The organism is Gelidimonas denitrificans (assembly GCF_055694065.1).
The window spans coordinates 224,718-247,028 of record NZ_CM146350.1 but is presented as its reverse complement, the minus strand read 5'-3'; the positions used below and the strand labels follow the sequence as shown (position 1 = coordinate 247,028).

Here is a 22,311-nt window from a genome sequence, read left to right as displayed (position 1 = left end):
AAAAAATTACTCAAGAGGCCTTCTAATAATTGACTTTAAATAAAGTGGAATCCTATCTCCGCCAAGACTAAAATCGTTGCGAAGCAGAATAAAAATTCTCTCAAAAAAAGAAACTTCTGGAAAACGCAAATACTCATGAAAAAGATTTTTATATTCGACTTTCATAGATGAATGATATGCCAAAAAAAAAGACTTTCTCTCCTCAAAATGCTTCCTATTCAAAACAAAAGTTCGATTTCTGAAGAATAAATACACGCGCGACCAAAACTTTACAGTAATATTTCCTGTTACATTATTTTTATGCTGCCTATACAACATCAATCTTTTATTTAAAAAATGAACCTCTCCAAAAACATGCGCTAAGAGAGAAACAACATCATCATGCATGTAAAAATAATCTGCCTTATATATTTTGGCAATATCGTTTAATTTTGCGTTGAAAAGAATATTGCAGCCCTGATATCCAGAATTGAAAAATAAAAATTCTTTTAAATTCTTGGCATACCATAGCCAAACACAATCAGAAGTAATTATCCCTTCTTCATCAGAATATCCATACCCATCGCATGTAACCAGACACGGACGTTCCTTACAGAAATTGCGATCTGCATAATCGACAAGTATCTCAATTTTTTTTTCAAACCAAATATCATCCTGATCGCAAAAAACCACATAATCCGCCGTTGCATATTGCGTTAAACCCAGAAAATTTTTACCAGGCCCCAAACCTTTTCCGCTATCTTCTTCAACGATTCTGATCCGTCCATCAGTCTTGGTAAATTGTTCGAGGATAGCCAAGGTATTATCTGTGGAACCATCGTCACGCACCCATAACATCCAGTCAGAATACGTCTGCTGCTGAAGCGAAAGCAATTGATTGCGAAGATACTTCTCGCCGTTGTAAGTGGCCATCAGAATATCAACAGACATGCTCAGTCCTTTTTGAAACCATAAAAATAAACAGTACGCACAAAAAAATCTGAATATTCCCAGATAGCGTAGTTACCAATAAATCACCAAGAAACTGTCCCATCAAAATAATGGAATAGCCTGAAAATAAAATCAAAGCTAGCCCGAGCCTCCTCACAGCTAAGGAATATAAATAAGCAAAGAAGGTGCCGTAAAATACTGCTCCTAGAAAAACGCCGAAAATTCCAAAATCATAGTAGAAAGGATGCATTACTGTATAAACATTGGTAAGTTCTGGAACATCAACATAAGGTAGGATAACGTCCACAGGCTCAAAAGATATGTTAAAAAAATTGCCAACCGCATAAAAAAATCGAAAAATGTAAGCTCCGAACGGCTGAGAACTGTCAACATCTAAATACCCTAAAGCTACCAAGGGCGAATAAATATAAATAGCCAGAACATCCACTATCGTCGATTCATCCTCTTCCCCTGCACGGATGAGATGTAAAGCTAGCATCAAGACCAAAGTAAAGCTCGCCAACAGTCCGATAGTGCGTATCTTTAACTGCCCCTTTAGTCCCTGAATGACTACCCAAGACAGTATGGGGGTCAGAATCGCAAATTTCCCCATGGTGGCTACCGCGAATAACAGCATCCAACCCCAGAGCAAGATGCGCAAACGCCTGTTTTCATTACATGAATACACATGTTCAAAGAGAAACGCAGCGAATACTAATGGATAAAACCTGCCCACCCATCCCATTAGCTCATAACCTTCCAAGGCATTGGACGAGAGGCGAAGATTGAGAAAGAAGTGTGACGGTCCCGTACTACCCAATACCCATATCCTGTATCCCAGCCATACGATCAGGACAAGTAAAGGCACGGTGTAATCGAAAGGAAGCTTACGCGTGTCAGAGATTAACCCGTTATTTTCTTCTTTTGACGGGTAAAGCATGAAGAAAATCAGGCTGGTAATAAAAAACCAAACCAACCACGCAATAAATGCCTGCTCTTGGAGTGGGTAGAAACGGTCTTGAAAGAAAAGGCCTGCTACGAACACCAGCAGCCAGATCGATGCACTGATTACGAGTGGCGAATACAGCGAGCACCGGCGAATCGCTGCAAGTGCAAGAACCGCGCTTATGAGCATCAGCGCATACAGATGATAATTCATTCCTTAATTTCCCAGCCGGCGAGAGAAATACTGAAGTATGCAGAAGTCCGCAGTTACTCGCAGCGTCCAGGCCATGGCAGCACCCAACAGGCCATAAAAATAGACCAGTAGTGCGAACACGCCCAGGTAAGGGAGGAGCTCGGCAAGATGAATCATTGCTGTAACTCGCGCCTTGCCGTGTGCCTGAATGCGTGAAAAAGGGATTTGGGCAATGGCATTGAATACAAAACCCACCAGAAGAATGCGAAGAATGGCGGAAGACTCATGACCGTAAGGTACGCCGAGCCAGAGTTCAAGAATTTGTGGGGCTAGCAGGAATACCGGGAGGGCCATTAACAGACTGGCTATCAGCAAGCCTTTGTGGGCGCGACTGGCCGTACTGCCAGTTTCGCCCTGTAATTTGCTGAACATCGGGAAGATAGTGCGAGATACCGCACCAGGGACAATAGACATTCGGGCGATGGCTTCCGAAGGAGCAGTGTAAAAAGCCACTCGCTGAGCGCCGACAAGGTTGGAAAGGAGGAAGCGATCCGCGTAGGCCATCAGAGGGCTGACGATGTTGGAAAAGGTTATCCAGCCACCAAAACTGAAAAGCTCCTTCAACGTGTACCAGTTAAACACAAAAAAATTGCCGCCTAAGCCCTGCCAACATGGAATAAATGCCAACGCAAGGCCAAGCACCCGGGAAACTAGCAAGCCTAGGATCGCACTGGAAAGTGTGGGCTCATACAAGATAGCGAGCACCGGCAGGAGCGCCACCAGTGCGCCGCTGAATGTTTTGTAAATATTAAGCGTGAAAAAGTTCTGACAGCCCTCTGGATAGGCAAACCAGATCAAACCAAGCAAAAATGGCGGAATCACGAATGCCAACAATTCGAATGCCGCTTTGGCGTCCGGTGCGGATTCGGCAGTCACGTTGAGCAAACCGACCAGTTCGGACGAAAACCCATACACTAGTAAACAGGCAACAGCGGAAAGTGCAATTACTGCCCAACTCGCCGTACCGATCACAAGTTTGTGTTTTAGCCTATCGCCATCATGCATGGCAACCGCGCGTATCACTGCCCGAGTAAGACCGCCATCAAAAATTCCCGCGTAACCCAACACCGAGAATGCCAACATAAATAAACCAAATTTTTCGACTCCAAGTATGCGTGCCATGAATGCCATGGCTGGAATGGCGATTAGGCTTGGAATGACCATGCCCAAGATGTTCCATGTCGTGTTTTTCCACATCTAGCTCAAAGCCTTGCTGCCGCATGAAATGTGGCCGCCTGCAGATCATTATCCGAAACACTACGGTTTTGATGGACCAAATTTGGATTATTCATTTATTGAAAATTTATACGGAGACAACTTATTGGCGGAGTATAGCCAAAAACATAATAGTTCCCACACGATTTCATAGCGACTACATGGATACCCCATGACAGTATTCTTATCCACACAAACCATAACAGTTAATTTTGTATGGACGGACTTGCCCGTGTAGCGTCTTGGGAACTTTGTTTGCGCCTATGGGCGCTCCTACAATTTGTGCATTCATTAGTGCTTTGCGTTATGCCTTATTTTTATCATTTTAGTTCTGGCAAAGCCTTAAAGCATTTTCCCATTCCGGCAATCCACAAAAGGTATTCATCAACCGCTCGCATGACAGGCTTGAATATGTCGGGCGCTTGGCAGGCAGCGGGTAATCCTGGGTTGCAATGGCGGTTAGGCGCGGCTTGTTGGCAATAGTTGCGTTTTCCAGGATGGCTTGGGTGAATCCGTACCACGTGGTTTGCCCTTGCGCGGTCAGATTATAAATGCTTGAGCGTTGTTGCCACCATTCCCGTGCATCTTGCGCACCTTTGGCAAGCGCTACGATGTGGGCAGTAGTGTCGGCGATGGTGCGGCACCATGTCGGTGCGCCGTGCTGGTCGGCGACGATGCGCAGTTCTTCGCGTTCTTGGGCTAGCCGCAGAATGGTGCGCAAGAAATTGTTGCCGCGCATGCCGTACACCCAACTGGTGCGCAGGATCAGGTGATGAATGCCTGCAGCCTGGATCGCTTGCTCGCCTGCTAGTTTGGTGGCGCCATAGACGTTGATGGGGCAGGTTAGATCATCTTCAGTGTAAGGCGTGGTTTTGGTGCCGTCGAAGACGTAGTCGGTGCTGTAGTGGATCATCGCTGCGCCGAGCTTTTTGGCTTCTTCCGCCATCACCCCGGGCGCTTCGCCGTTGATGCGCATCGCTAAGTCAGGCTCACTTTCGGCCTTGTCCACTGAGGTGTAGGCGGCGGGGTTGATGATCAGGTTGGGCTTGATTTGGCGGATGACGTCGCGCACCTGGGCCAGGTTGGCGAGGTCCATCTGGCTGCGGTCCAGGGCGATGATTTCGCCCAGACCTTGCAGGCTACGCTCCAGTTCGTAGCCGACTTGGCCGGTTTTTCCTGTTAGTAGGATGCGGGTCATAGAGTGTATTTTAGTTGTGTGGCGAGGCATGCGGGGGAGGTGATTATACCTGCCTGAAATATGCGGTTTATGGAGGTGCTGACAAAATGGCATGTTTTGTAGCGGTGTAGCTGTGCGCGATCAGCAGTATCGTCTACCTTCATCCTTGTGCGGGCGTGTTCCAGTAGGCGACATTTAGGAAAAAATGTGTGTCGGTGTGAGCATTAGGTCGTCTCCGCCGAATTGATAAAGTACATGCGGTCGTCTAAAATGCAACTTATGGGACTTGATGTGTCTATGGCAAGCTATGAATGAGTAACTTCGTGTTGTGAGGCCGGGTGCCAAGTTGCCGGTAGAAAGGAATGAGGGTGAAATCGTGCAAAGAGGGCGGCGTACCAACCATACGAAGTAGAATAGCGAAATTTTTTTACAAATCACAGCGCTAAACTTGCCGTTAGCGTTTAAAAGGGCTTCGAATGGCGTTTTTTCCTGTTTTTATTTCTGTTGTGTTCGTTGTGCGCAACCAGTCGGACCATATTGAAAAAATAATATTAGACGCCGCTGCTGGCATTTCTTCCCTCGTTAGCGATTATGAACTAATCATCGTAGACAACGCGTCCGATGACGACAGCGTTTCAATCCTAAAAAAGCTAACGGGCGAGAATGGACAAGCCAATTTGCAGGTATATGCATTAACCAAAGAAGTGGATGCTGACACTGCGTCATGGGTTGGGTTGGAAAATGCCTTGGGTGACTTCGTGGCCGTCATTGATCCTTTGGCAGACGACATCGGATTTTTGCCGGAAATGCTCGACAAGGCAGTCAGCGGCGCCGATGTGGTGTTCGCCAGTAATCAGAAAAAAATCGCTCAGAGCCTTGCCTATCGGGGTGCTTACGTTGTTTTTAATCGACTCTACAAGTGGTTCAATGGCATCCATCTGGCCAAGGAAGCGCCGCAGTACCGCGTCCTGAGCAAGAGAGTCGTCAACTTCATTCTTCAGCATTCTCAGCCCTCGATGACCTATCGCCATCTTCCAGCCACTGGGGGATTCGCACGCGCCAATCTCAACTACAGTGCAACGCCAAAAATTTCGCATACCAAGCATTTGGGCGAAAGCATCGACCGGGGGACGCGTTTGCTGGTTTCGACAACCCGCGCTCCGATGCGTCTCGTTACTTCGCTCTCTTTGTTTGGTGCGGTCGCCAACCTTGTGTATTCCGTCTACGTCGTCGCCATCGGTTTCCTGAAGGTAAATGTTGCACCCGGCTGGGTCAGCCTGTCTCTCCAGCAGTCCGGCATGTTTTTCTTGATCTCGCTCGTCCTTCTTGTACTTGGCGAGTACATCCTGCACATGACGAGCCTGTCGAATGAAGGACCGCTTTATCACGTAGGACAAGAGTTCACCAGTGCCCGCATGACCCGGCGCGAGAAGCTGAACATTGAAGAGGCTGCGTCAAAGACGACGCACAGGTCAGGCACTTCCCCTGAGCTGGTTGCTTGATGCCGGCTACGGACACAAACCAAGACGCAGTCATTATCGGGGGCGGGTTTTACGGTGCAGCTATTGCCATTTACTTGTCCAGACAGCGCGGCCTCAAGCGCATCATCCTTGTAGAGCGTGAGCCGGCTCTGCTTACGCGTGCCTCCTACAACAATCAGGCTCGCGTACATAACGGCTATCACTATCCACGCAGTTTCACGACAGCATATCGAAGTCAGGTCAATCTGCCCAAGTTCGTGCGTGACTGGCCGGATGCGGTGAAGCAAGATTTCACAAAGCTGTACGCGATCGCACGCCGTAACTCCAAGGTCACAGCCAAACAGTTTGAGCGGTTCTGTCGGGAGATTGGCGCCAAGATTCAACCAGCAGATCCGGCGCTACTGGCATTGTTCGAGCCCCGCCTGATCGAAGATGTGTTTTTGGTTGAAGAATATGCTTTCGATGCCACGAAGCTGGCAAGTTGGGCTGAGCATGAACTGAAAGAATGTGGCGTACAGATTCGCTTTGAAACGCGCGTTACTGCTATCTCAAACGGGCCAAGTGAAACACTGCAGGTTGTCACACAACCCAATCGCCGGACCGAGGAGCTAATCTCCTGCCGCTACGTATTCAACTGTACCTATAGCGGACTCAACCAATTCAAGGGTGATTTCTCAGGGACCCAAACTGGCCTAAAACAAGAAATCACTGAAATGGCACTGATGCAGGCCCCGCCAGCACTTGAGGGCCTGGGCATTACGGTGATGGACGGCCCTTTCTTCTCGATGATGCCGTTTCCTGCTCGTGGCTTGCATACGCTTTCCCATGTCCGCTACACCCCACATCTGCACTGGAACGACGAGAAAGGTATCGATCCTTACGAAAAACTCAAGCAGTACGAACGCGCAAGCCGTGTAGATCGTATGGTCAGGGACGTTGGGCGGTATCTCCCTGCAGTGCTTGATGCCAAATATATCGATTCGCTATTCGAGGTTAAAACCGTCCTGGTAAAGAACGAAAGTGATGACGGAAGACCTATTTTGTTTGAGAAACACCTTGAGCTGCCGGGTTGCTACTCGGTATTGGGTGGGAAAATTGACAATATTTATGATGTTCTAGAAAAGCTAGATGCTGAGAAATTTTAACAACACGCTCCGCAACCCATTTTTTGCGGGTGCATTCATCCTGATTTTGTTGCTGATATTTTCTTTGAGCTTGAGGCAGCAGGATTTCAAAAGGGTGGCTGGTGCCCCAAATTTAGAGGCAACTTACCACGTGCTTCTGACTGCTACTGCGCTGAATGAAAGTTCTGCAGAAAATCATCTGTATCTTCCTACTGTCTCGTTAGGAAGGGAGTCTGACAAGCATATTCCATGGGGTGCGACTATTCCCACCAAGACTGGCGACTATATCTATTCGAGTTTTACTCCCCTCGGTTTTCTGGCCCCCTATTTTTGGTTTAAAGCTTTTGACTTAGAAACATCAGTAAAAAATTTAGCTCACTTCAATTTTATTCTCGGTAGCCTGAGCGCATTCGCTCTTTTTTTACTATTAGTAAGTCTGCTCAAATTTAATGGGTACGGCCCATGGACTTCAGTTGGCGGGGCGCTAGTTGGCAGCACTATAGGAATATTTAGCCGTGAAGCGTTGCTATCGCAGGGAGTGATTTATTGGAGCCAGAGCCTATACCAGCCGATCTTAATTCTTTCTCTCTACTTAATATTCAGGTATCTAACAGGCGAAACCAAAAAAAGCCGCCTCTTATATTCAGTAGCAATCATCATTATGGCTTTTATTGGGCCACTGATTGAGTGGACTGGCTATGTATTTAATACTGGTCTGATTTTTCTCTTGTGGTTAAATAGCCGCGATTTGGTGTCTTCAAAGGTCCTTGCGATACAGATATTTATCGTAACCGCGATTGCAGGAATTCTGACTGTTATGCACTTTAGTTTTGCTGTCGGTTTCGGGCCAGCAATTGAGGCCTTTTTAGGGAGATTTATTGCAAGAAATACTTCAGTAGGTAGCGTTGTCGGGCTGATTCAAGGCTACGGCCTTTCATATGGGTTATTTATTCTGACGATATTCTCAATTCTTACCCTAGCCTATTTGGGCGACAAGCAACAGACAACAGACAACAGACAACAGACAACATTTTTCATATTCGTCGCAGCGTGTATACCACTGCTTGAAAATATCGTAATGCTTCAACATGCCACACAATTTTCTTTTGATAGGTTGAAATTTATTTTTCCAGCCGCGTTGATATTGGCTTTCTCATTTGCTCGATTCGAAACAAAGAGACGAGTTATTTTATTGGCTCTTATACTACTTTCGAGTTTTCATGGTTACAAAAGCTACAAAGCAGATATGAGTGGTTATTCATCATGGGGCTCTATTGACACTGAAAATAGACAGTTTGTATCGCGAATCTCAAATAAGGTAGATATGAAATGCGCGGTCTTTTCTTCGAATTTAGGGGTACGAGGTTATGCGAATTTACTTTTTCATCGCGGTATCCATGAGGGTAAATCTTTTCAAGAGGTTCCTGAACTTTTGGCAAATAGAAATGCATGCGCTTCTGTTTACTTAGAAGGCACGTTGGCGTTTCCTGATCTACCAAAATATACAAAGGCAACCGTTACCCACAACGATGGTTCTACGGCCATTATCACTAGTGAAATTACAAAATGAATGCACTAATAGGTTTTTCAGGATTCGTAGGAAGTACACTACTTAAGCAGGCACGCTTCGAATCGCTTTATCGCTCAACAAATATCAGTGATATCGAGGGTGAATCGTTCGATACCGTAGTGTGTGCCGGCGCCCCCGCGCAGAAGTGGATCGCCAACCGGGAACCTGAGGCGGATCGTCAAAAGATTGATGGCCTGATCGCGCACCTGAAGACCATCCAGTGCAAAACTTTTATCCTGATCAGCACCGTCGATGTGTTCAAAAGTCCGATAGGGGTTGATGAAAGTACCTCTGTTGACGAGTCAGGACTTCACGCTTACGGCCTGCATCGCCGCCTGCTGGAAAAATTTGTCGCAAACCATTTCGCAAACCATCTGATCGTTCGTCTTCCCGGATTGGTCGGTCCAGGACTGCGCAAGAATGTCATCTTCGACTTCTTAAATGACAATAATCTTCACGCTATTGAGAGCAGGGGTGTTTTCCAGTTCTACCCGATGGTCAGCCTCTGGTACGACATTCAAACAGCGCTCAACGCCGGGCTGAAATTGGTACACCTTACGGCAGAACCGATCAGCGTAGCGGATGTTTCCAAACAAGGTTTTGGCAAATCCTTCGACCATGCCTTGGCTAACACCCCGGCAATCTATGACCTGCGAACCTGCCACGCTAAAGTTTTTGGTGCATCCGGACATTACCAATACAGCGCGCGTGAAACCGTTCAAGCCATTAGGGCCTATGCGCAGTCTGAGCCACTAACGATCAAGTCCGCCCCGGAGGCGAAATCATGAGGCTGGCCATTTCAAACATTGCCTGGGATACCGCTGAAGATGAAGCGATAGCCACGTTGCTTCATCGTTTTGGTGTCGATGCGATTGATGTCGCACCAGGGAAGTATTTCCCTGAACCAGCCAAGGCGATAGACGAAGACATTGCTCGCGTCAAGAACTGGTGGTCTGAACGTGGCATCGAAATTACCGGCATGCAGGCACTGTTGTTTGGTACCACCGGCTTGAACGTTTTTGGCACGCCTGAGTCGCAGGATGCGATGTTGCAACACCTCGATGCCGTTTGCCGTATTGGGGCCGGTCTGGGTGCAACCCGCGTGGTGTTTGGCTCGCCAAAAAATCGCGATCGCAGCGGCTTGAATGACGCCGAGACGATGGCGATCGCTGTATCTTTTTTCAGGCGGCTAGGCGATATCGCTAGCTCGCATGGCGTGATGATCTGCCTGGAGCCCAACCCAACCTGTTACGGCGCCAACTTCATGACCACAAATGCCGAGACAGCGCAGGTGGTGGCACAGATCACCCACCCGGCCATTCGCATGCAATTCGATACTGGTGCTCTGGCTATCAATAGTGAAGACCCCATCACCGTGTTGCAATCGTGCGTCGGACTGATAGGTCACATTCATGCCAGCGAGCCGAATCTGGTACCACTGGGGGACGGTGAAACTGACCATGCCCAAATGCTCGAAGCTTTGATGCTGTATCTGCCAGATCACTTGGTGACTATCGAGATGCTGGCAACCAAGAATGAGCCGCATCTTGTATCGATTGAACGTGCGTTAGATGTGGCAATTCGACACTACCGCAATGACAGAGTCGGAGCCAACACATGAAGTGGCTCATTCTGATTCTCGGTATTGCTTCGAACGCCTCGGCCAGCGTCTTGGTCAAGATGGCCATGATGCCACCTCGCAAATTTCCATCCCTCAGTGAACCCATGGCGGCGTTAAGTAATTGGCCATTCTGGCTGGGTCTGGGGCTTTACGGCGGAGCATTCCTGCTCTACGCCGCCGCCTTGGCACGGTTGCCGCTGAATGTGGCGCATCCCGTTCTGACTGCCGGTGCGGTGGCGACGGTTGCCCTATCTTCGGTACTGATTTTTCGTGAACCTTTCCACTGGACTACGGGAGCCGGGATCGCCCTGGTGATCGCTGGTGTAGCACTGATTACGGCACGAGTGGCCTGATGGTTAAAAAAGAAGAAAAAATGACGATTGATAGTGTTTCTGCAGTGCGCGCCAATTGGCAAATACCAACCTTTGAAACACCCCTATGGTTTGGACGACAGCACCCGTGGTGTGTCGTGATTCCGGTCATTAATGAAGGCGAAAGAATCAAGAGCCTGCTTTTCAGAATGACGGCTCTCAAAATCGACGGGATCGCCGACATCATCATCGTCGATGGTGGCAGTACCGATGACTCGCTGGAGTTGGGGTCACTGCAGCAGAACGGCGTGCGCGGACTGCTGGTCAAGACGGGGCCGGGAAAATTGAGCGCCCAGCTACGTTGCGCTTACGCTTTTGCACTTGACCAAGGCTATGAAGGAATCATCAGCATTGACGGTAATGACAAGGATGATCCGGAGGCGATACCGCGTTTCATTGAAGCGCTGAAACAAGGTGTGGATTTCGTACAGGCTTCCCGTTTCATCGCAGGGGGAGTCGCAGAGAACACGCCTAGATTGCGAGACTTCGCCATCCGCTTCATTCATGCACCGATGCTGAGTATGTTTTCTGGATTTCGATGGACAGATACTACCCAGGGCTTCCGCGCCTACAGTCGGAAAATGCTGCTCGATCCCAAAATCGCACCGTTCCGCGATGTATTCATGACCTATGAGTTACTTGCGTATCTTTCCTATCGCGCGCCCAAACTTGGCTATCGCTGTCTCGAACTATCGACCATTCGGCGCTACCCCAAAGGGGAAGTGCCAACCAAGATCAGCAGCGTTAAGGGGAATCTATCGGTGCTCCAGGTGTTGTTTCAGGCTTGTTTTGGCGCTTATAACCCAAAGAATAATTAATTGTGAATGCTCTAATGCTTAATCAACTTTCGACTGCGGAAAAACTTGCCGTCGCCGCCGCCTCATGCGTTCTCGCCGCTCTAGCACTTTTTGCCTGTCTCAAGCTGACGCTTGCGCCAACCTATACTGATTTTATTGTCGGAAACATTACCTGGCGAGCCGACACAAAGCTGCAAGATCTTATTGCAGCACCAGTCTTTATTGCAGTTTTATTTTTTGGATTTTTATTTTTATCGCTTCAGTTGGGCAAGCAAAAACAGCAATTTGGCAGCGACTACGCCACCAAACTGTCTAATCAATTGATATGGTGGTCTATACCATCTTTTGCCGCTATTTCCAGCCTGATTTTAGGCGCAACAATCGACCAAACACTATTCGCCATCTCTGCTGTCGGCATTGGCTTTATTGCAATCGCTTCAGCCTATAACGCATCGAGACGAATAAATATTAGCCCAGAGTTTATTGGTTTAAGCGCGTTCGCATTTATTCTCACAGGTCTCATACCGTTAGAAATCGCTCTTGTACTTGGGCGGGCACCAATGACGTTAGCTGGCAACATTAATCTTGCTCGCTATGAGATGGCGACGTACATCATCATTGGATTTGGGATAGTTACTGGATTGTTCTATGCAATACGCCATCCAGAAAAATTATCGCGCTTTTTACCGAAACTTACCCTAATAGGACAAGTTGGCTTACCAACACTATTCCTAACCCTTTATCCTGCCAGGCTTTTGCAGCCCAATGGTGTAGTTACAAAGTACCAAACTACGTGGGGACTCAAATTTCTCGTAGTAGGAATAATTATAGTGGGCATATTTGACGTGGTACGCCGCTACCGAAAATACTCTGAAAGCACTAATAGTAACTGGGCGCATTTACTTTCACCTGTAGCCTTGTTTGCACTTTTGGTGGCACTCAAGGCTGGGAATACCGTTTCCCCCCATATTAGCCCTGATGACTATCATTTTGGCGAAATGGTGCTTGGCTGGTGGTCTTATCTGCATGGCGCAATTCCTTATGTAGGGTATGTGCCAGCGCATGGGGTGATACCAGACGACCTCGCTGCATTCCTTTCTTTTACTTTTTATGATGGCACGGCTGGAAGCTTTATTGATGCGAGTCGTTTAGGCTATGCATTACTAGGGTTCGCTACTTTTATGTCTATCTACCGCTTCTCTGGCAGCATAGGACTTGCTTTTATATCGACTTTTTTCGTTGGCGGCTATATTGCTTGGCTTTTTTTCACCCCTTTTCTCTGCCTGTGGTTTAGCCGTTCGTTGAGGATGAATCCGACAAAATGGCTGTGCATCTGGATGCTGACAACACCCATTGTCATTTTAGGCGTGCCTGGCCAAGGTCTACTGTTGGTTGCGGCGTCTGGAGTTATGGCTGCCAATTTTGCATGGCACCTTTGGCGCAACCCCGAAGAGAGAGCATGGAGGGGTATTGGAATATCTTTAACGATCCTCATTGTTTTAGGGCTTGTCACACCATTGGTCCCCATGTTGTTTGGCGCTATCCGTTACGTATTGGAAAATGGCCCCATCAATCAAGTAGCTTATGGCGTACCTTGGGCACTAAGCTGGAATGTAGGGGCAAAGACGGGTTTTGTATTTGAAGCCATCCGCATGTCCTGGGCGGCAATTCCCGTTGCGTGCTTGGCAATAATTTACGTGAGCATGAAAGATCAGACAGCTCGAAAAAATGTCCTTTTTCCAGCCATCGTTGTTCTCTTATTTGCTTTGTTACTAATCCCATACTCTATGGGACGTATTGATCCTGGCGGCGTATCGAGGCCCGGTATTGTTGCAATTTTCGGCTGGGCGATCTTGCTCCCCCTCGCTGTGTGGGGTTTATTAAAACCTGCGAACAGGGCCCCACTAATTCTCTTAGTAGCTTGCATGAGTGCCACCTTGAATTTCGCGCCTCTCTCTTTTTCCAATTTAGTTTCAGCTGCATCTGCTCAGATTAGCACTGGTCCGTTAAAGGACGGACATAGTGCAGGACTATTCAATATTGGGAAAGCTACCGTTCAGGATGAGCACTGGGACCGTCTCACTAGGCTGAACGCACTGCTAAACAGCAAGCTTGCACTGAATGAAAGCTACCTCGACTTAACATCTCGAAATGCGCAGTACTTTTATTTGGATCGAAGGCCAATGATGGCTGTAACTGCTCCATACAACATGGTGTCGCCATCTCAGCAAAAACGTGCAGTAGAACTGCTTTCGCAAAACTTGCCGCGATTGGTGCTCCTAGATGGAGCTAATATTATTCACGATGGCGGCGGTCTTGCGTTGCGTAATCCATATCTGTACCGATTCATTCTTGATAACTACACACCAAGACTCGAAGATGGATTCATTATTGGCTACAAGAAAATTGGAAAAGGTAATAATCACGAGTCAACGATTGATGTTGCTGTCAAAAATCTGACGGATGTAAATTGGGATCAGGGCATCCATCGTCTGGAACCGGCTGTTATCGTGGCAGACTCTGCACTGATGCCCCTCCCCACAGTAGGTGCTCGAGTTCGTATTGGAACTAGTGATATTCGAAAAATTACCAGAGTCTGGATTGAAGGAAATGCGATATGGCTTGATGGTTCCGTTATTGATCCGGCTGTAGCTGCTTACCCAAATCGGATTAAGATTGCCGTTAGCACACAAATAGAAGCTGAATACAGCGTGTCCCTTTTCCAGAAAGCATTCGCACAATCAGATTTTCAGAAAATTCCGATTGCATGGGGTAGCTCAGAGAAATCTTTAGAGAAGAAAATGACACTAATCAAGGGATTTGATGGACTGTCTCCGAGTCTTTTTCAACTGAGTCCTGAAAATGGTGGCTACAAAGTCACTGGAATTGATCCTCTACTTAGTTTCGACATTTCGAGTCTTGGCCTTTCCGGACGTGATGCTGGTCTTTTAAGATTCGATTTCTCGTGCGTAAGCAGGAGCGCGGAACCAAGAATACAAGTGTTTTGGTGGGGAGATGATCATAACGGTCCTTTTGAAGCCTCCAGCGTAAGATTCACTGCGGATGACGGGTCTCTGATTATCCCCCTTGATGCTTCTCCTCGTTGGTTGACAATGAAACATATCAAAGGAATTCGCATTGATCTTGATAACGCATCTGCATGTGGTGCGTTTAGCGTCAAAGGTATGAGTTTTTTTCAACGGCACTTATAACAGCACTTTCCGATGCGTTTAGAGGACTGATGGGATGATTTGACAATGACAGGAATCGTTGGGATCAGCCGAACATACACGAGGGCGTGCTGGCGCGTTACGGCTTGCGCGCCTCCGAATTCACTGATTGGAAAACCAGACAAACATGATACAGACGGCATCTTTGGCAGAGGCGCCCTTCCGAAATACTCAGGACATGCCTTGGGCTCGAAAACGATTACCATTTTAGATACTGCGGGGGAGGTGATTATACCTGCCTGAACTAAGCGATTTGTGCCAATACTGTCGAAATGGCACGTTTTTTGGAGCGTGCTTGGGCGCGATCAATGGCTGCAGTCTGGCGACTGCTTTCGCGCCCGGATGCGCTCCTGCCAGGCGCGAGGGGATTTAGGCGGTGCGCTGGATTTTCATGCGAAGACATCGGCCTCGGCAAGCAATTTACCTACTTTGTCCTTGCCGGACAGCAGCGGTTCCGCATCTATCGGCCATTGAATGCCGATGGCTGGGTCATTCCACAGGATGCTGCGTTCGAATTCCGGCGCCCAGTAATCGGTGGTTTTGTACAGGAATTCCGCCGATGCGCTGGTGACGACGAAGCCGTGGGCGAAGCCTTCCGGTATCCATAACTGGCGCTGGTTGTCGGCGGTGAGCGTGACGCCGACCCATTGGCCGAAGGTGGGCGAGCTTTTGCGGATATCAACGGCGACATCGAACACTTCGCCAGCAATTACGCGCACCAGTTTGCCTTGCGGTTGCTGGATCTGGTAATGCAGCCCGCGCAGCACATTTTTGGCGGATTTGGAGTGGTTGTCCTGCACGAAATTGGTCTTGACGCCTATGAGCTCAGTGAAGCGGCGTTCATTAAAGCTTTCATAAAAAAAGCCGCGGTCGTCGCCAAAGACTTTGGGTTCGATGATGAGCAGGTCTGGGATGGCGGTGGTCTGGATTTGCATAGTGTTTATTCGGTGGGTATTTTTGTGAGCAAGCTGCATTTCTGTATATAGTTTAGATACAGTAATATGTATTTTTTATGTCGCCTTATTTATATGTGGAAAAGTGCCATTTTAATATGATACTCCCCGCTTATACACAACCTAGATACTCAAAATATCTTGTCATTCAACAGGCGCAGCAGGTATTGGCCGTAGCCGTTCTTTTTGAGCGGTTGCGCCAGACTTTCGAGTTGCGCGGCGTCGATATAACCTTTGCGGTAGGCGATTTCTTCCGGGCAGGCGACTTTTAGTCCCTGGCGATTTTCGATGGTGGCGATAAATTGGCCTGCCTCAAGCAGGGATTCATGGGTGCCGGTATCGAGCCATGCCATGCCGCGCCCCATCAATTCGACATTGAGCTGGTTGCGCTCCAGATAGACGCGGTTGACGTCGGTGATTTCCAGTTCGCCCCGGGCGGATGGCTTAATGTTGGCGGCGATGTCGCAGACCTGGCTGTCGTAAAAATACAGGCCGGTCACCGCGTAATTGGATTTCGGCGTGATCGGCTTTTCTTCAATGCTGACGGCGCGGCGTTGCGCATCGAATTCAACCACGCCATAGCGTTCCGGATCTTGCACATGATAGGCAAAGACGGTTGCGCCAGCCGTTTGCTCGGAGGCTGCACTCAGTTTCGCATCAAGCTCATGACCGTAATAAATGTTGTCGCCCAGAATCAGCGCCGAAGGACTGTCGCCGACGAATTCGCGCCCGATGATGAAGGCTTGCGCCAGACCGTCCGGCGTCGGCTGCACCGCGTAACTCAGGTTGATGCCCCACCGGCTGCCATCGCCCAGCAACTCCTGAAAACGCGGGGTGTCTTGCGGGGTGGAGATGATCAGAATCTCGCGCATGCCTGCCAGCATCAGTGTGGTCAGCGGGTAATAAATCATCGGCTTGTCGTACACCGGCAGCAATTGCTTGGAAACCGACATCGTGACCGGGTACAAACGGGTGCCGGAGCCGCCGGCCAGGATGATGCCTTTGCGTTTAAGTTTCATATTAATGAGTATGTTAAAAATTACTACTGTTTATATGCAGGAACTATCTACGGTGGATGGGTGAAACCCATCCGACAAGTTACATCAGCCGTATTGTTTTTCCACCCATTTCAGGTAATCGCCGGATTGCACGTCGCGCACCCATTCCTGATGGTCCAGATACCACTGCACGGTTTTGCGGATGCCGGTCTCGAAGGTTTCGGCTGGTTTCCAGCCCAGTTCGCGCTCGATTTTGCCGGCGTCGATGGCGTAGCGGCGGTCGTGGCCGGGACGATCCGTGACGGTGGTGATTTGGTCGCGATAAGTATTCGATCCATCCTTGCCATTGGCTTTCGGATCAAGCGCATCGAGGATGTCGCACAGGGTGTGCACTACATCGAGGTTGGCCATTTCATTCCAGCCGCCGATGTTATACGTTTCGCCCAGCCGGCCGGCTGCCAATACGCGGCGAATCGCGGCGCAATGGTCGCTAACATAGAGCCAGTCGCGCACTTGCTGGCCGTCGCCATAGATCGGCAGCGCCTTGCCGGCGCGGGCATTGGTGATGATCAGCGGGATCAGCTTTTCCGGGAAGTGGTACGGGCCGTAATTGTTGGAGCAATTGGTGGTCAGCGTCGGCAAGCCATAAGTGTGGTGATAGGCGCGCACCAGATGGTCGGATGCGGCTTTGGAGGCGGAATACGGACTGTTGGGCGCGTAAGCGGTGGTTTCGGTAAATGGTGCATCGTCCGGGCCGAGCGTGCCGTACACCTCGTCGGTGGAAACGTGCAGGAAGCGGAATGCGGATTTGTCCGCCTCCGGCAAGCCGCCCCAGTAGGCGCGCACCGCTTCGAGCAGAGCGAAAGTACCGTTGACGTTGGTTTCGATAAAGGCAGCCGGGCCGAGGATCGAGCGGTCGACATGGCTTTCGGCGGCAAAGTGCAGCACCGCACGCGGCCGGTGGCTGGCAAGCAGGCTGGCTACCAACGCCGTATCGCCGATGTCGCCTTTGACAAACACATGGCGCGCATCGTCGCGCAGGCTCGCAAGGTTGTTCAGGTTGCCGGCGTAGGTCAGCTTGTCGAGATTGACGACCGGCTCGTCGCTTTGTGCCAGCCAGTCGAGTACGAAATTTGCGCCGATAAAGCCGGCGCCGCCAGTGACTAATATCATGTAATGCTCCTTGATCCCGACACGCTACTTTAGCGCAGCGCACCATTTTAAGCGAAAGTGCGCGCTGTTCCAGGCAGAAAAAGCGCAGGCATCTGCACATTCAGAGATTAAAAACGCAGCCTTAACTCTTGGCGCACGCCCAATTTTGGCAAGAGCAGATTGCTCAAGAGAGTCTTTCAGCAGCTAAATTCGGCCACCAGGAAATCAATGAACGCGCGCACCTTCGCCGGCAGATTGCGCCGGCTTAGATAATAGACATACAAATCGGCCGGCGGCAGCGAATATCCCGGCATGACTTCCTTGAGACGACCGCTAGCGAGGTATTTTGCTACGTCCCATTCGGAGCGTTGCACGATACCGTGGCCATCCAAAGCCCAATTCATTACAACGTCGCCGTCGTTGCTCGATACCGCGCCCCTTACCTTGACCAGTTCAACCTTGCGGCCCTTTTCGAGTCTCCAGGTGCCGTACACGTCATCGTTCTGTCGGTGAAGGATGCAACGGTGGCGATGCAACTCGGCAGGTGTCTGCGGCTCGCCTGCTTTTTTCAAATACGCTGGCGAGGCGCACAAGAAACGCCGGTTCGACATGAGCTTGCGTGCACTGAGTCGCGTGTCAGGCAGTTCGCCAAAACGGATCGCAAGGTCGTAGGCCTCCTCGACCAGACTGATCGGCCGGTCGGTCAACTGCAGTTCTACTTCGACTTCTGGATGAGCGTGCGCGAACTGCGACACCAGGGGCGCAATTCGGGTGCGACCAAACCCCGGAGTGCCGTTCACCCGCAACAAGCCTTTCGGAGCGACTCGTCCGCTTGACACAGATTCCTCCATATCGCGGATGCTACCCAGGATCTGCGTCGCTTGGGCCAAGTAGCTCTCGCCCTCGCTTGTCAGGCTGATGCGGCGCGTAGTGCGGTTGACCAGGCGCACGCCAAGGCGCTGCTCCATCATCATCAGGCGTTTTGTGACGGCCGGCGGGGTAAGGCCGAGTTCGCGCGCAGTTGCCGACATGCTGCCCAGCTTGGCAAGCAGCACAAAGAACGTCAAGTCAGGGGCGGTTTCAATTTTCACTTGAAGTTAATAATGGTTTTAATTGAGGCGAATTATATCTTCATGTTTGAAGAGTAAGCTTGGCACCTGCCCTGTAAAACCAGCTTCGTCCACAATCCTAGGAGACACTTCATGAGAATCGTTGAAATCCGCGAAAAAACCGTACCCATCAGTTCCCCAATCCGCAACGCCTACATCGACTTCAGCAAAATGACATTGAGCTTGGTCGCGGTAGTGACCGACGTCATCCGCGATGGCAAACCGGTGATCGGCTATGGCTTTAATTCGAACGGCCGCTACGGCCAGGGCAAGCTGATGCGTGAACGCTTCATTCCGCGTGTGCTAGAAGCGGACCCGGCAAGCCTGATCGACGACAGCGGCGCCAACCTCGACCCGCACAAGATCTGGAACTGCATGTTCACCAATGAGAAGCCGGGCGGCCACGGGGAGCGCTCGGTCGCGATCGGCACCATCGACATGGCGGTCTGGGACGCCGTTGCCAAGATCGAAGGGAAGCCCCTGTTCCAGTTGCTGGCCGATCGCTATGGCAATGGCACGCCGGACCGGAAGATCTTTGTCTATGCAGCCGGCGGCTACTATTATCCGGGCCAGAGCCACGACAAGCTGAAGGATGAAATGCGCAGCTACATCGACCGCGGCTACACGGTGGTCAAGAAGAAAATTGGCGGCGCCTCGCTCGACGAGGACCTGCGCCGCATCGATTCTGTGCTCAGCGTGCTGCAGGACGGCCAGAAGCTGGCGGTCGATGCCAACGGACGCTTCGACCTCGATACCGCCGTGGCTTACGCCAAGGCGCTCTCGCAATACGACCTGTTCTGGTACGAAGAGCCGGGTGATCCGCTCGACTTCGAGCTCCAGGCGACACTGCGCAATTATTACAAGAACCCGATGGCAACCGGCGAGGATCTGTTCTCCATGCAGGACGCACGCAATCTGATTCGTTACGGCGGCATGCGCGCGGACCGCGACTGGCTGCAGTTCGATTGCGCCCTGAGCTACGGCCTGGTTGAATACTTGCGCACGCTGGACATGCTGCGCGAGCACGGTTGGTCACCGAAACGATGCATTCCCCACGGCGGCCATCAGATGTCGCTCAACATCGCAGCCGGCCTTGGCCTGGGCGGCAATGAATCCTATCCCGACTTGTTTCAGCCCTACGGTGGCTTCCCGGACGGCGTCGCGGTTGACAACGGCCACATCATCCTGCCAGAACTGCCGGGTATCGGCTTCGAAGGCAAGGCTGATTTGTATCGTGAGATGGTCAAGCTGGCTGAGTAACAGCCACTCGCCATATCGATGAACAAGCCGGCGAGGCAACGCCGTTCCTGCCTTAAAAATTTATCATCAACAGTTTTTCTCGTTACAAAGTAAAAAAGCCCGCTTTCGCGGGCTTTTGCTACATTTTCAATAATGTATGTCCTAGAACGGAATATCGTCATCCATGTCGGAGAAGTTCGATGCCGGCCGCGCGGCTGGAGCCTGTGGCCGCGACTGCTGTTGCTGCGGACTATTTTGACGTTGCTGCGGGGCCGATGCGCTGCTGTAGCCGCCGTCATCCATGCCGGCGCTGCCGCTGCCCTGACGGCTGCCCAGCATTTGCATGGTGTCGGCGCGGATGTCGGTCGCGTATTTTTCAACGCCATCCTTGTCGGTATATTTTCGCGTTTTCAGGCTGCCTTCTATATACACTTGCGAACCTTTTTTCAGGTATTGCCCCATGATTTCAGCCAACTTGCCGAAAGCGGTGATCCGATGCCATTCGGTGGCTTCTTTCTTTTCGCCAGTGGCTTTGTCTTTCCAGCTGTCGGTGGTGGCCACGGCAATGGTAGCGATGGCGTCGCCGCTGGGCATGTAGCGCATTTCCGGGTCACGTCCGAGATTGCCGACGATGATGACTTTATTGACTGAGGCCATGTGATTCTCCTGATTTTCTGTGGTGTTTGGTACTGGACGTTCAGTACTAGACGGCCGCAACCTGAGGCTTACTGCGGCGCGGTAAATTCTGCATATTGAATGCGATTATAAGCCAGCCTACCGTCAACACTGCGCCGAGGATGAAGACCGAATTCGGCCCGGCAACCTGTTTCAGCCAGCCGCCCAATGCCCCGCCGCAAAACAGCCCGAGCGCCTGCAAGGTGTTATACACACCCAGCGCCGCGCCTTTGGCAGCCGGCGGCGCAATGCGCGACACCAGCGACGGCAGGCTGGCCTCCATGATATTGAAAGCGACAAAGAAGGCGAACAACAGCGCGATCAATGCCATCGGATGGGTCAGAAATTGCCACATCCCGAGCTGCACGCACAGCAGCAGCGCAATCGCGCCGACGAACACTTGCTTCATCTTGCCCCGTTTTTCACCGATGAAGATCGGCGGCAGCATCACGACGAAGGAGGCCAGCACCACTGGCAAATAGATTTTCCAGTGCTCGGCTACCGGCAGATTCGCATACTTCACCAGCGCCGGCGGCACCACGACGAACATCGCCATCTGCATCAGATGCAATGCAAACACGCCGTAATTGAGGCGCATCAGTTCGCTGTTGCGCAACACGGCCGAGAACGGCACGCGCGCAGCAGGCCGCGCCGGCGCGGCGGGCACCAGATACAGCACCACCAGAATTCCCAGCACCGACAAGATGCCGGTCAACGCAAAAATCCCGCCCATGCCGACGACCTTGTACAACAAGGGCGCAGCCACCAGCGAAAAGGCAAAGGTCAGGCCGATCGAGCCGCCGACCATCGCCATGGCCTTGGTGCGGTGCTCTTCGCGGGTCGAGTCGGCGATGAAAGCGGTCACGGCGGCTGAAATCGCGCCGGCGCCCTGGATCGCCCGGCCAATAATCATCCACAGCATGTCGTCGGCGGCAGCGGCGATGAAGGAGCCGATCGCAAACAGGATCAGGCCGATGATGATGACGGGCTTGCGGCCGTATTTGTCGGACGCAGCGCCGAACGGAATTTGCCCGAACGACTGGGTCAGGCCGTAAATCCCCATCGCCAGACCGATCAGGAAGGCGCTGTCGCCACCCGGCAAGGTTTTGGCATGGATCGCAAAAACCGGCAGAATCAGGAACAGGCCGAGCATGCGCAAAGCGAAAATAGATGCCAGCGAAGTGGTGGATTTGATTTCAGCGCGCGTCATGGCGGCGGGCAAGGTGTGACTTGTACTTGTATTGGCAGACATGTGCAATAGTGACGATATGGGAGAAGAAGCGGGTTTTACAGCGGATTTTAAAAGAAGCTATAGTATCAGGTTGATTGTCCGGCCTGCTTGCGAAGGCCGGATTTGCCGCTTTAAAAATACCAACGGATGTTACGTATCTTCATCATGGCGAAGAACAATGTCCACGAAAGACACGAAAAGCAAGACAGTGCGGTGAGACCCGCGCTTTTCGTGCGATCA

General features: G+C 50.7%; 19 protein-coding genes. 9 read left to right on the top strand and 10 right to left on the bottom strand.

Translation table 11 applies throughout. The annotated features are described in order from the left end of the window. Window positions 1-6: 6 nt before the first annotated feature. The 4 genes from FKCLFG_RS01195 to rfbD form a co-directional block, all read right to left on the bottom strand. Window positions 7-930 (bottom strand): glycosyltransferase family 2 protein, encoded by a 924-nt coding sequence (locus FKCLFG_RS01195; protein ID WP_472614428.1) that lies wholly within the window; start codon window positions 928-930, stop codon window positions 7-9. Next, the gene (locus FKCLFG_RS01190; protein ID WP_472614427.1) at window positions 920-2,089 is read right to left on the bottom strand and encodes an O-antigen polymerase; all 1,170 of its coding nucleotides are present in this window, start codon (window positions 2,087-2,089) and stop codon (window positions 920-922) included. The genes FKCLFG_RS01195 and FKCLFG_RS01190 overlap by 11 nt, the downstream gene beginning before the upstream one ends. Before the next feature lie 3 nt (window positions 2,090-2,092). Continuing rightward, window positions 2,093-3,325: a flippase gene (locus FKCLFG_RS01185; RefSeq protein ID WP_472614426.1), complete on the bottom strand. Its 1,233-nt coding sequence runs from the start codon at window positions 3,323-3,325 to the stop codon at window positions 2,093-2,095. 343 nt (window positions 3,326-3,668) lie between these two features. Further along, window positions 3,669-4,541: a dTDP-4-dehydrorhamnose reductase gene (gene rfbD / locus FKCLFG_RS01180; protein WP_472614425.1), complete on the bottom strand. Its 873-nt coding sequence runs from the start codon at window positions 4,539-4,541 to the stop codon at window positions 3,669-3,671. Between the two features lie 455 nt (window positions 4,542-4,996). Here rfbD and FKCLFG_RS01175 point away from each other — a divergent pair, with 455 nt between their 5' ends. Genes FKCLFG_RS01175 through FKCLFG_RS01140 form a run of 8 tightly spaced genes read left to right on the top strand, consistent with a single transcriptional unit; the run spans window position 4,997 to window position 14,696 of the window. Continuing rightward, on the top strand, window positions 4,997-6,022 hold the full coding sequence (locus FKCLFG_RS01175; protein ID WP_472614424.1) for a glycosyltransferase family 2 protein: 1,026 nt from the start codon (window positions 4,997-4,999) through the stop codon (window positions 6,020-6,022). Continuing rightward, window positions 6,022-7,146, top strand: a complete 1,125-nt coding sequence (locus FKCLFG_RS01170) for an NAD(P)/FAD-dependent oxidoreductase (RefSeq protein WP_472614423.1) — start codon at window positions 6,022-6,024, stop codon at window positions 7,144-7,146. Before FKCLFG_RS01175 ends, FKCLFG_RS01170 begins: the two co-directional genes overlap by 1 nt. Then, entirely contained in the window at window positions 7,130-8,695 is a 1,566-nt protein-coding gene (locus FKCLFG_RS01165; RefSeq protein WP_472614422.1) for a hypothetical protein, read from the top strand. The genes FKCLFG_RS01170 and FKCLFG_RS01165 overlap by 17 nt, the downstream gene beginning before the upstream one ends. Continuing rightward, on the top strand, window positions 8,692-9,483 hold the full coding sequence (locus FKCLFG_RS01160; protein ID WP_472614421.1) for an NAD-dependent epimerase/dehydratase family protein: 792 nt from the start codon (window positions 8,692-8,694) through the stop codon (window positions 9,481-9,483). The genes FKCLFG_RS01165 and FKCLFG_RS01160 overlap by 4 nt, the downstream gene beginning before the upstream one ends. Next, window positions 9,480-10,316 (top strand): sugar phosphate isomerase/epimerase family protein, encoded by an 837-nt coding sequence (locus FKCLFG_RS01155; protein WP_472614420.1) that lies wholly within the window; start codon window positions 9,480-9,482, stop codon window positions 10,314-10,316. The genes FKCLFG_RS01160 and FKCLFG_RS01155 overlap by 4 nt, the downstream gene beginning before the upstream one ends. Next, entirely contained in the window at window positions 10,313-10,669 is a 357-nt protein-coding gene (locus FKCLFG_RS01150; RefSeq protein WP_472614419.1) for an EamA family transporter, read from the top strand. The genes FKCLFG_RS01155 and FKCLFG_RS01150 overlap by 4 nt, the downstream gene beginning before the upstream one ends. Then, entirely contained in the window at window positions 10,669-11,505 is an 837-nt protein-coding gene (locus tag FKCLFG_RS01145) for a glycosyltransferase family 2 protein (protein ID WP_472614418.1), read from the top strand. Before FKCLFG_RS01150 ends, FKCLFG_RS01145 begins: the two co-directional genes overlap by 1 nt. Window positions 11,506-11,519: 14 nt before the next feature. Next, window positions 11,520-14,696 (top strand): hypothetical protein, encoded by a 3,177-nt coding sequence (locus FKCLFG_RS01140; protein ID WP_472614417.1) that lies wholly within the window; start codon window positions 11,520-11,522, stop codon window positions 14,694-14,696. A gap of 407 nt (window positions 14,697-15,103) precedes the next feature. Here FKCLFG_RS01140 and rfbC read toward each other — a convergent pair whose 3' ends face one another. From rfbC to FKCLFG_RS01120, 4 genes are all read right to left on the bottom strand, one after another. Further along, on the bottom strand, window positions 15,104-15,649 hold the full coding sequence (gene rfbC / locus FKCLFG_RS01135; protein WP_472614416.1) for a dTDP-4-dehydrorhamnose 3,5-epimerase: 546 nt from the start codon (window positions 15,647-15,649) through the stop codon (window positions 15,104-15,106). Window positions 15,650-15,798: 149 nt separating this feature from the next. Next, complete coding sequence (gene rfbA / locus FKCLFG_RS01130; RefSeq protein WP_472614415.1) at window positions 15,799-16,686, bottom strand: glucose-1-phosphate thymidylyltransferase RfbA; 888 nt, start codon at window positions 16,684-16,686, stop codon at window positions 15,799-15,801. A gap of 84 nt (window positions 16,687-16,770) precedes the next feature. Next, window positions 16,771-17,838 (bottom strand): dTDP-glucose 4,6-dehydratase, encoded by a 1,068-nt coding sequence (gene rfbB, locus FKCLFG_RS01125; RefSeq protein WP_472614414.1) that lies wholly within the window; start codon window positions 17,836-17,838, stop codon window positions 16,771-16,773. Window positions 17,839-18,014: 176 nt separating this feature from the next. Next, on the bottom strand, window positions 18,015-18,908 hold the full coding sequence (locus FKCLFG_RS01120; protein WP_472614413.1) for a LysR family transcriptional regulator: 894 nt from the start codon (window positions 18,906-18,908) through the stop codon (window positions 18,015-18,017). Window positions 18,909-19,019: 111 nt separating this feature from the next. Here FKCLFG_RS01120 and FKCLFG_RS01115 point away from each other — a divergent pair, with 111 nt between their 5' ends. Next, complete coding sequence (locus FKCLFG_RS01115; RefSeq protein WP_472614412.1) at window positions 19,020-20,186, top strand: mandelate racemase/muconate lactonizing enzyme family protein; 1,167 nt, start codon at window positions 19,020-19,022, stop codon at window positions 20,184-20,186. 141 nt (window positions 20,187-20,327) lie between these two features. On the opposite strand, the gene ssb is transcribed toward FKCLFG_RS01115, so the two are convergent. Both ssb and FKCLFG_RS01105 read right to left on the bottom strand, forming a co-directional pair. Further along, a complete protein-coding gene (gene ssb / locus FKCLFG_RS01110; protein ID WP_472614411.1) occupies window positions 20,328-20,822 on the bottom strand; it encodes a single-stranded DNA-binding protein in 495 nt (164 codons plus the stop codon). A gap of 46 nt (window positions 20,823-20,868) precedes the next feature. Continuing rightward, complete coding sequence (locus tag FKCLFG_RS01105; protein WP_472614410.1) at window positions 20,869-22,050, bottom strand: MFS transporter; 1,182 nt, start codon at window positions 22,048-22,050, stop codon at window positions 20,869-20,871. Window positions 22,051-22,311: the final 261 nt, after the last annotated feature.

Excerpts from the sequence above, each read along its gene's own strand:
- FKCLFG_RS01195 (WP_472614428.1), bottom strand. The coding sequence starts at position 930 with ATGTCTGTTGATATTCTGATGGCCACTTACAACGGCGAGAAGTATCTT.
- FKCLFG_RS01190 (WP_472614427.1), bottom strand. The coding sequence starts at position 2,089 with ATGAATTATCATCTGTATGCGCTGATGCTCATAAGCGCGGTTCTTGCA.
- FKCLFG_RS01185 (WP_472614426.1), bottom strand. The coding sequence starts at position 3,325 with ATGTGGAAAAACACGACATGGAACATCTTGGGCATGGTCATTCCAAGC.
- rfbD (WP_472614425.1), bottom strand. The coding sequence starts at position 4,541 with ATGACCCGCATCCTACTAACAGGAAAAACCGGCCAAGTCGGCTACGAA.
- FKCLFG_RS01175 (WP_472614424.1), top strand. The coding sequence starts at position 4,997 with ATGGCGTTTTTTCCTGTTTTTATTTCTGTTGTGTTCGTTGTGCGCAAC.
- FKCLFG_RS01170 (WP_472614423.1), top strand. The coding sequence starts at position 6,022 with ATGCCGGCTACGGACACAAACCAAGACGCAGTCATTATCGGGGGCGGG.
- FKCLFG_RS01165 (WP_472614422.1), top strand. The coding sequence starts at position 7,130 with ATGCTGAGAAATTTTAACAACACGCTCCGCAACCCATTTTTTGCGGGT.
- FKCLFG_RS01160 (WP_472614421.1), top strand. The coding sequence starts at position 8,692 with ATGAATGCACTAATAGGTTTTTCAGGATTCGTAGGAAGTACACTACTT.
- FKCLFG_RS01155 (WP_472614420.1), top strand. The coding sequence starts at position 9,480 with ATGAGGCTGGCCATTTCAAACATTGCCTGGGATACCGCTGAAGATGAA.
- FKCLFG_RS01150 (WP_472614419.1), top strand. The coding sequence starts at position 10,313 with ATGAAGTGGCTCATTCTGATTCTCGGTATTGCTTCGAACGCCTCGGCC.
- FKCLFG_RS01145 (WP_472614418.1), top strand. The coding sequence starts at position 10,669 with ATGGTTAAAAAAGAAGAAAAAATGACGATTGATAGTGTTTCTGCAGTG.
- FKCLFG_RS01140 (WP_472614417.1), top strand. The coding sequence starts at position 11,520 with ATGCTTAATCAACTTTCGACTGCGGAAAAACTTGCCGTCGCCGCCGCC.
- rfbC (WP_472614416.1), bottom strand. The coding sequence starts at position 15,649 with ATGCAAATCCAGACCACCGCCATCCCAGACCTGCTCATCATCGAACCC.
- rfbA (WP_472614415.1), bottom strand. The coding sequence starts at position 16,686 with ATGAAACTTAAACGCAAAGGCATCATCCTGGCCGGCGGCTCCGGCACC.
- rfbB (WP_472614414.1), bottom strand. The coding sequence starts at position 17,838 with ATGATATTAGTCACTGGCGGCGCCGGCTTTATCGGCGCAAATTTCGTA.
- FKCLFG_RS01115 (WP_472614412.1), top strand. The coding sequence starts at position 19,020 with ATGAGAATCGTTGAAATCCGCGAAAAAACCGTACCCATCAGTTCCCCA.
- ssb (WP_472614411.1), bottom strand. The coding sequence starts at position 20,822 with ATGGCCTCAGTCAATAAAGTCATCATCGTCGGCAATCTCGGACGTGAC.
- FKCLFG_RS01105 (WP_472614410.1), bottom strand. The coding sequence starts at position 22,050 with ATGACGCGCGCTGAAATCAAATCCACCACTTCGCTGGCATCTATTTTC.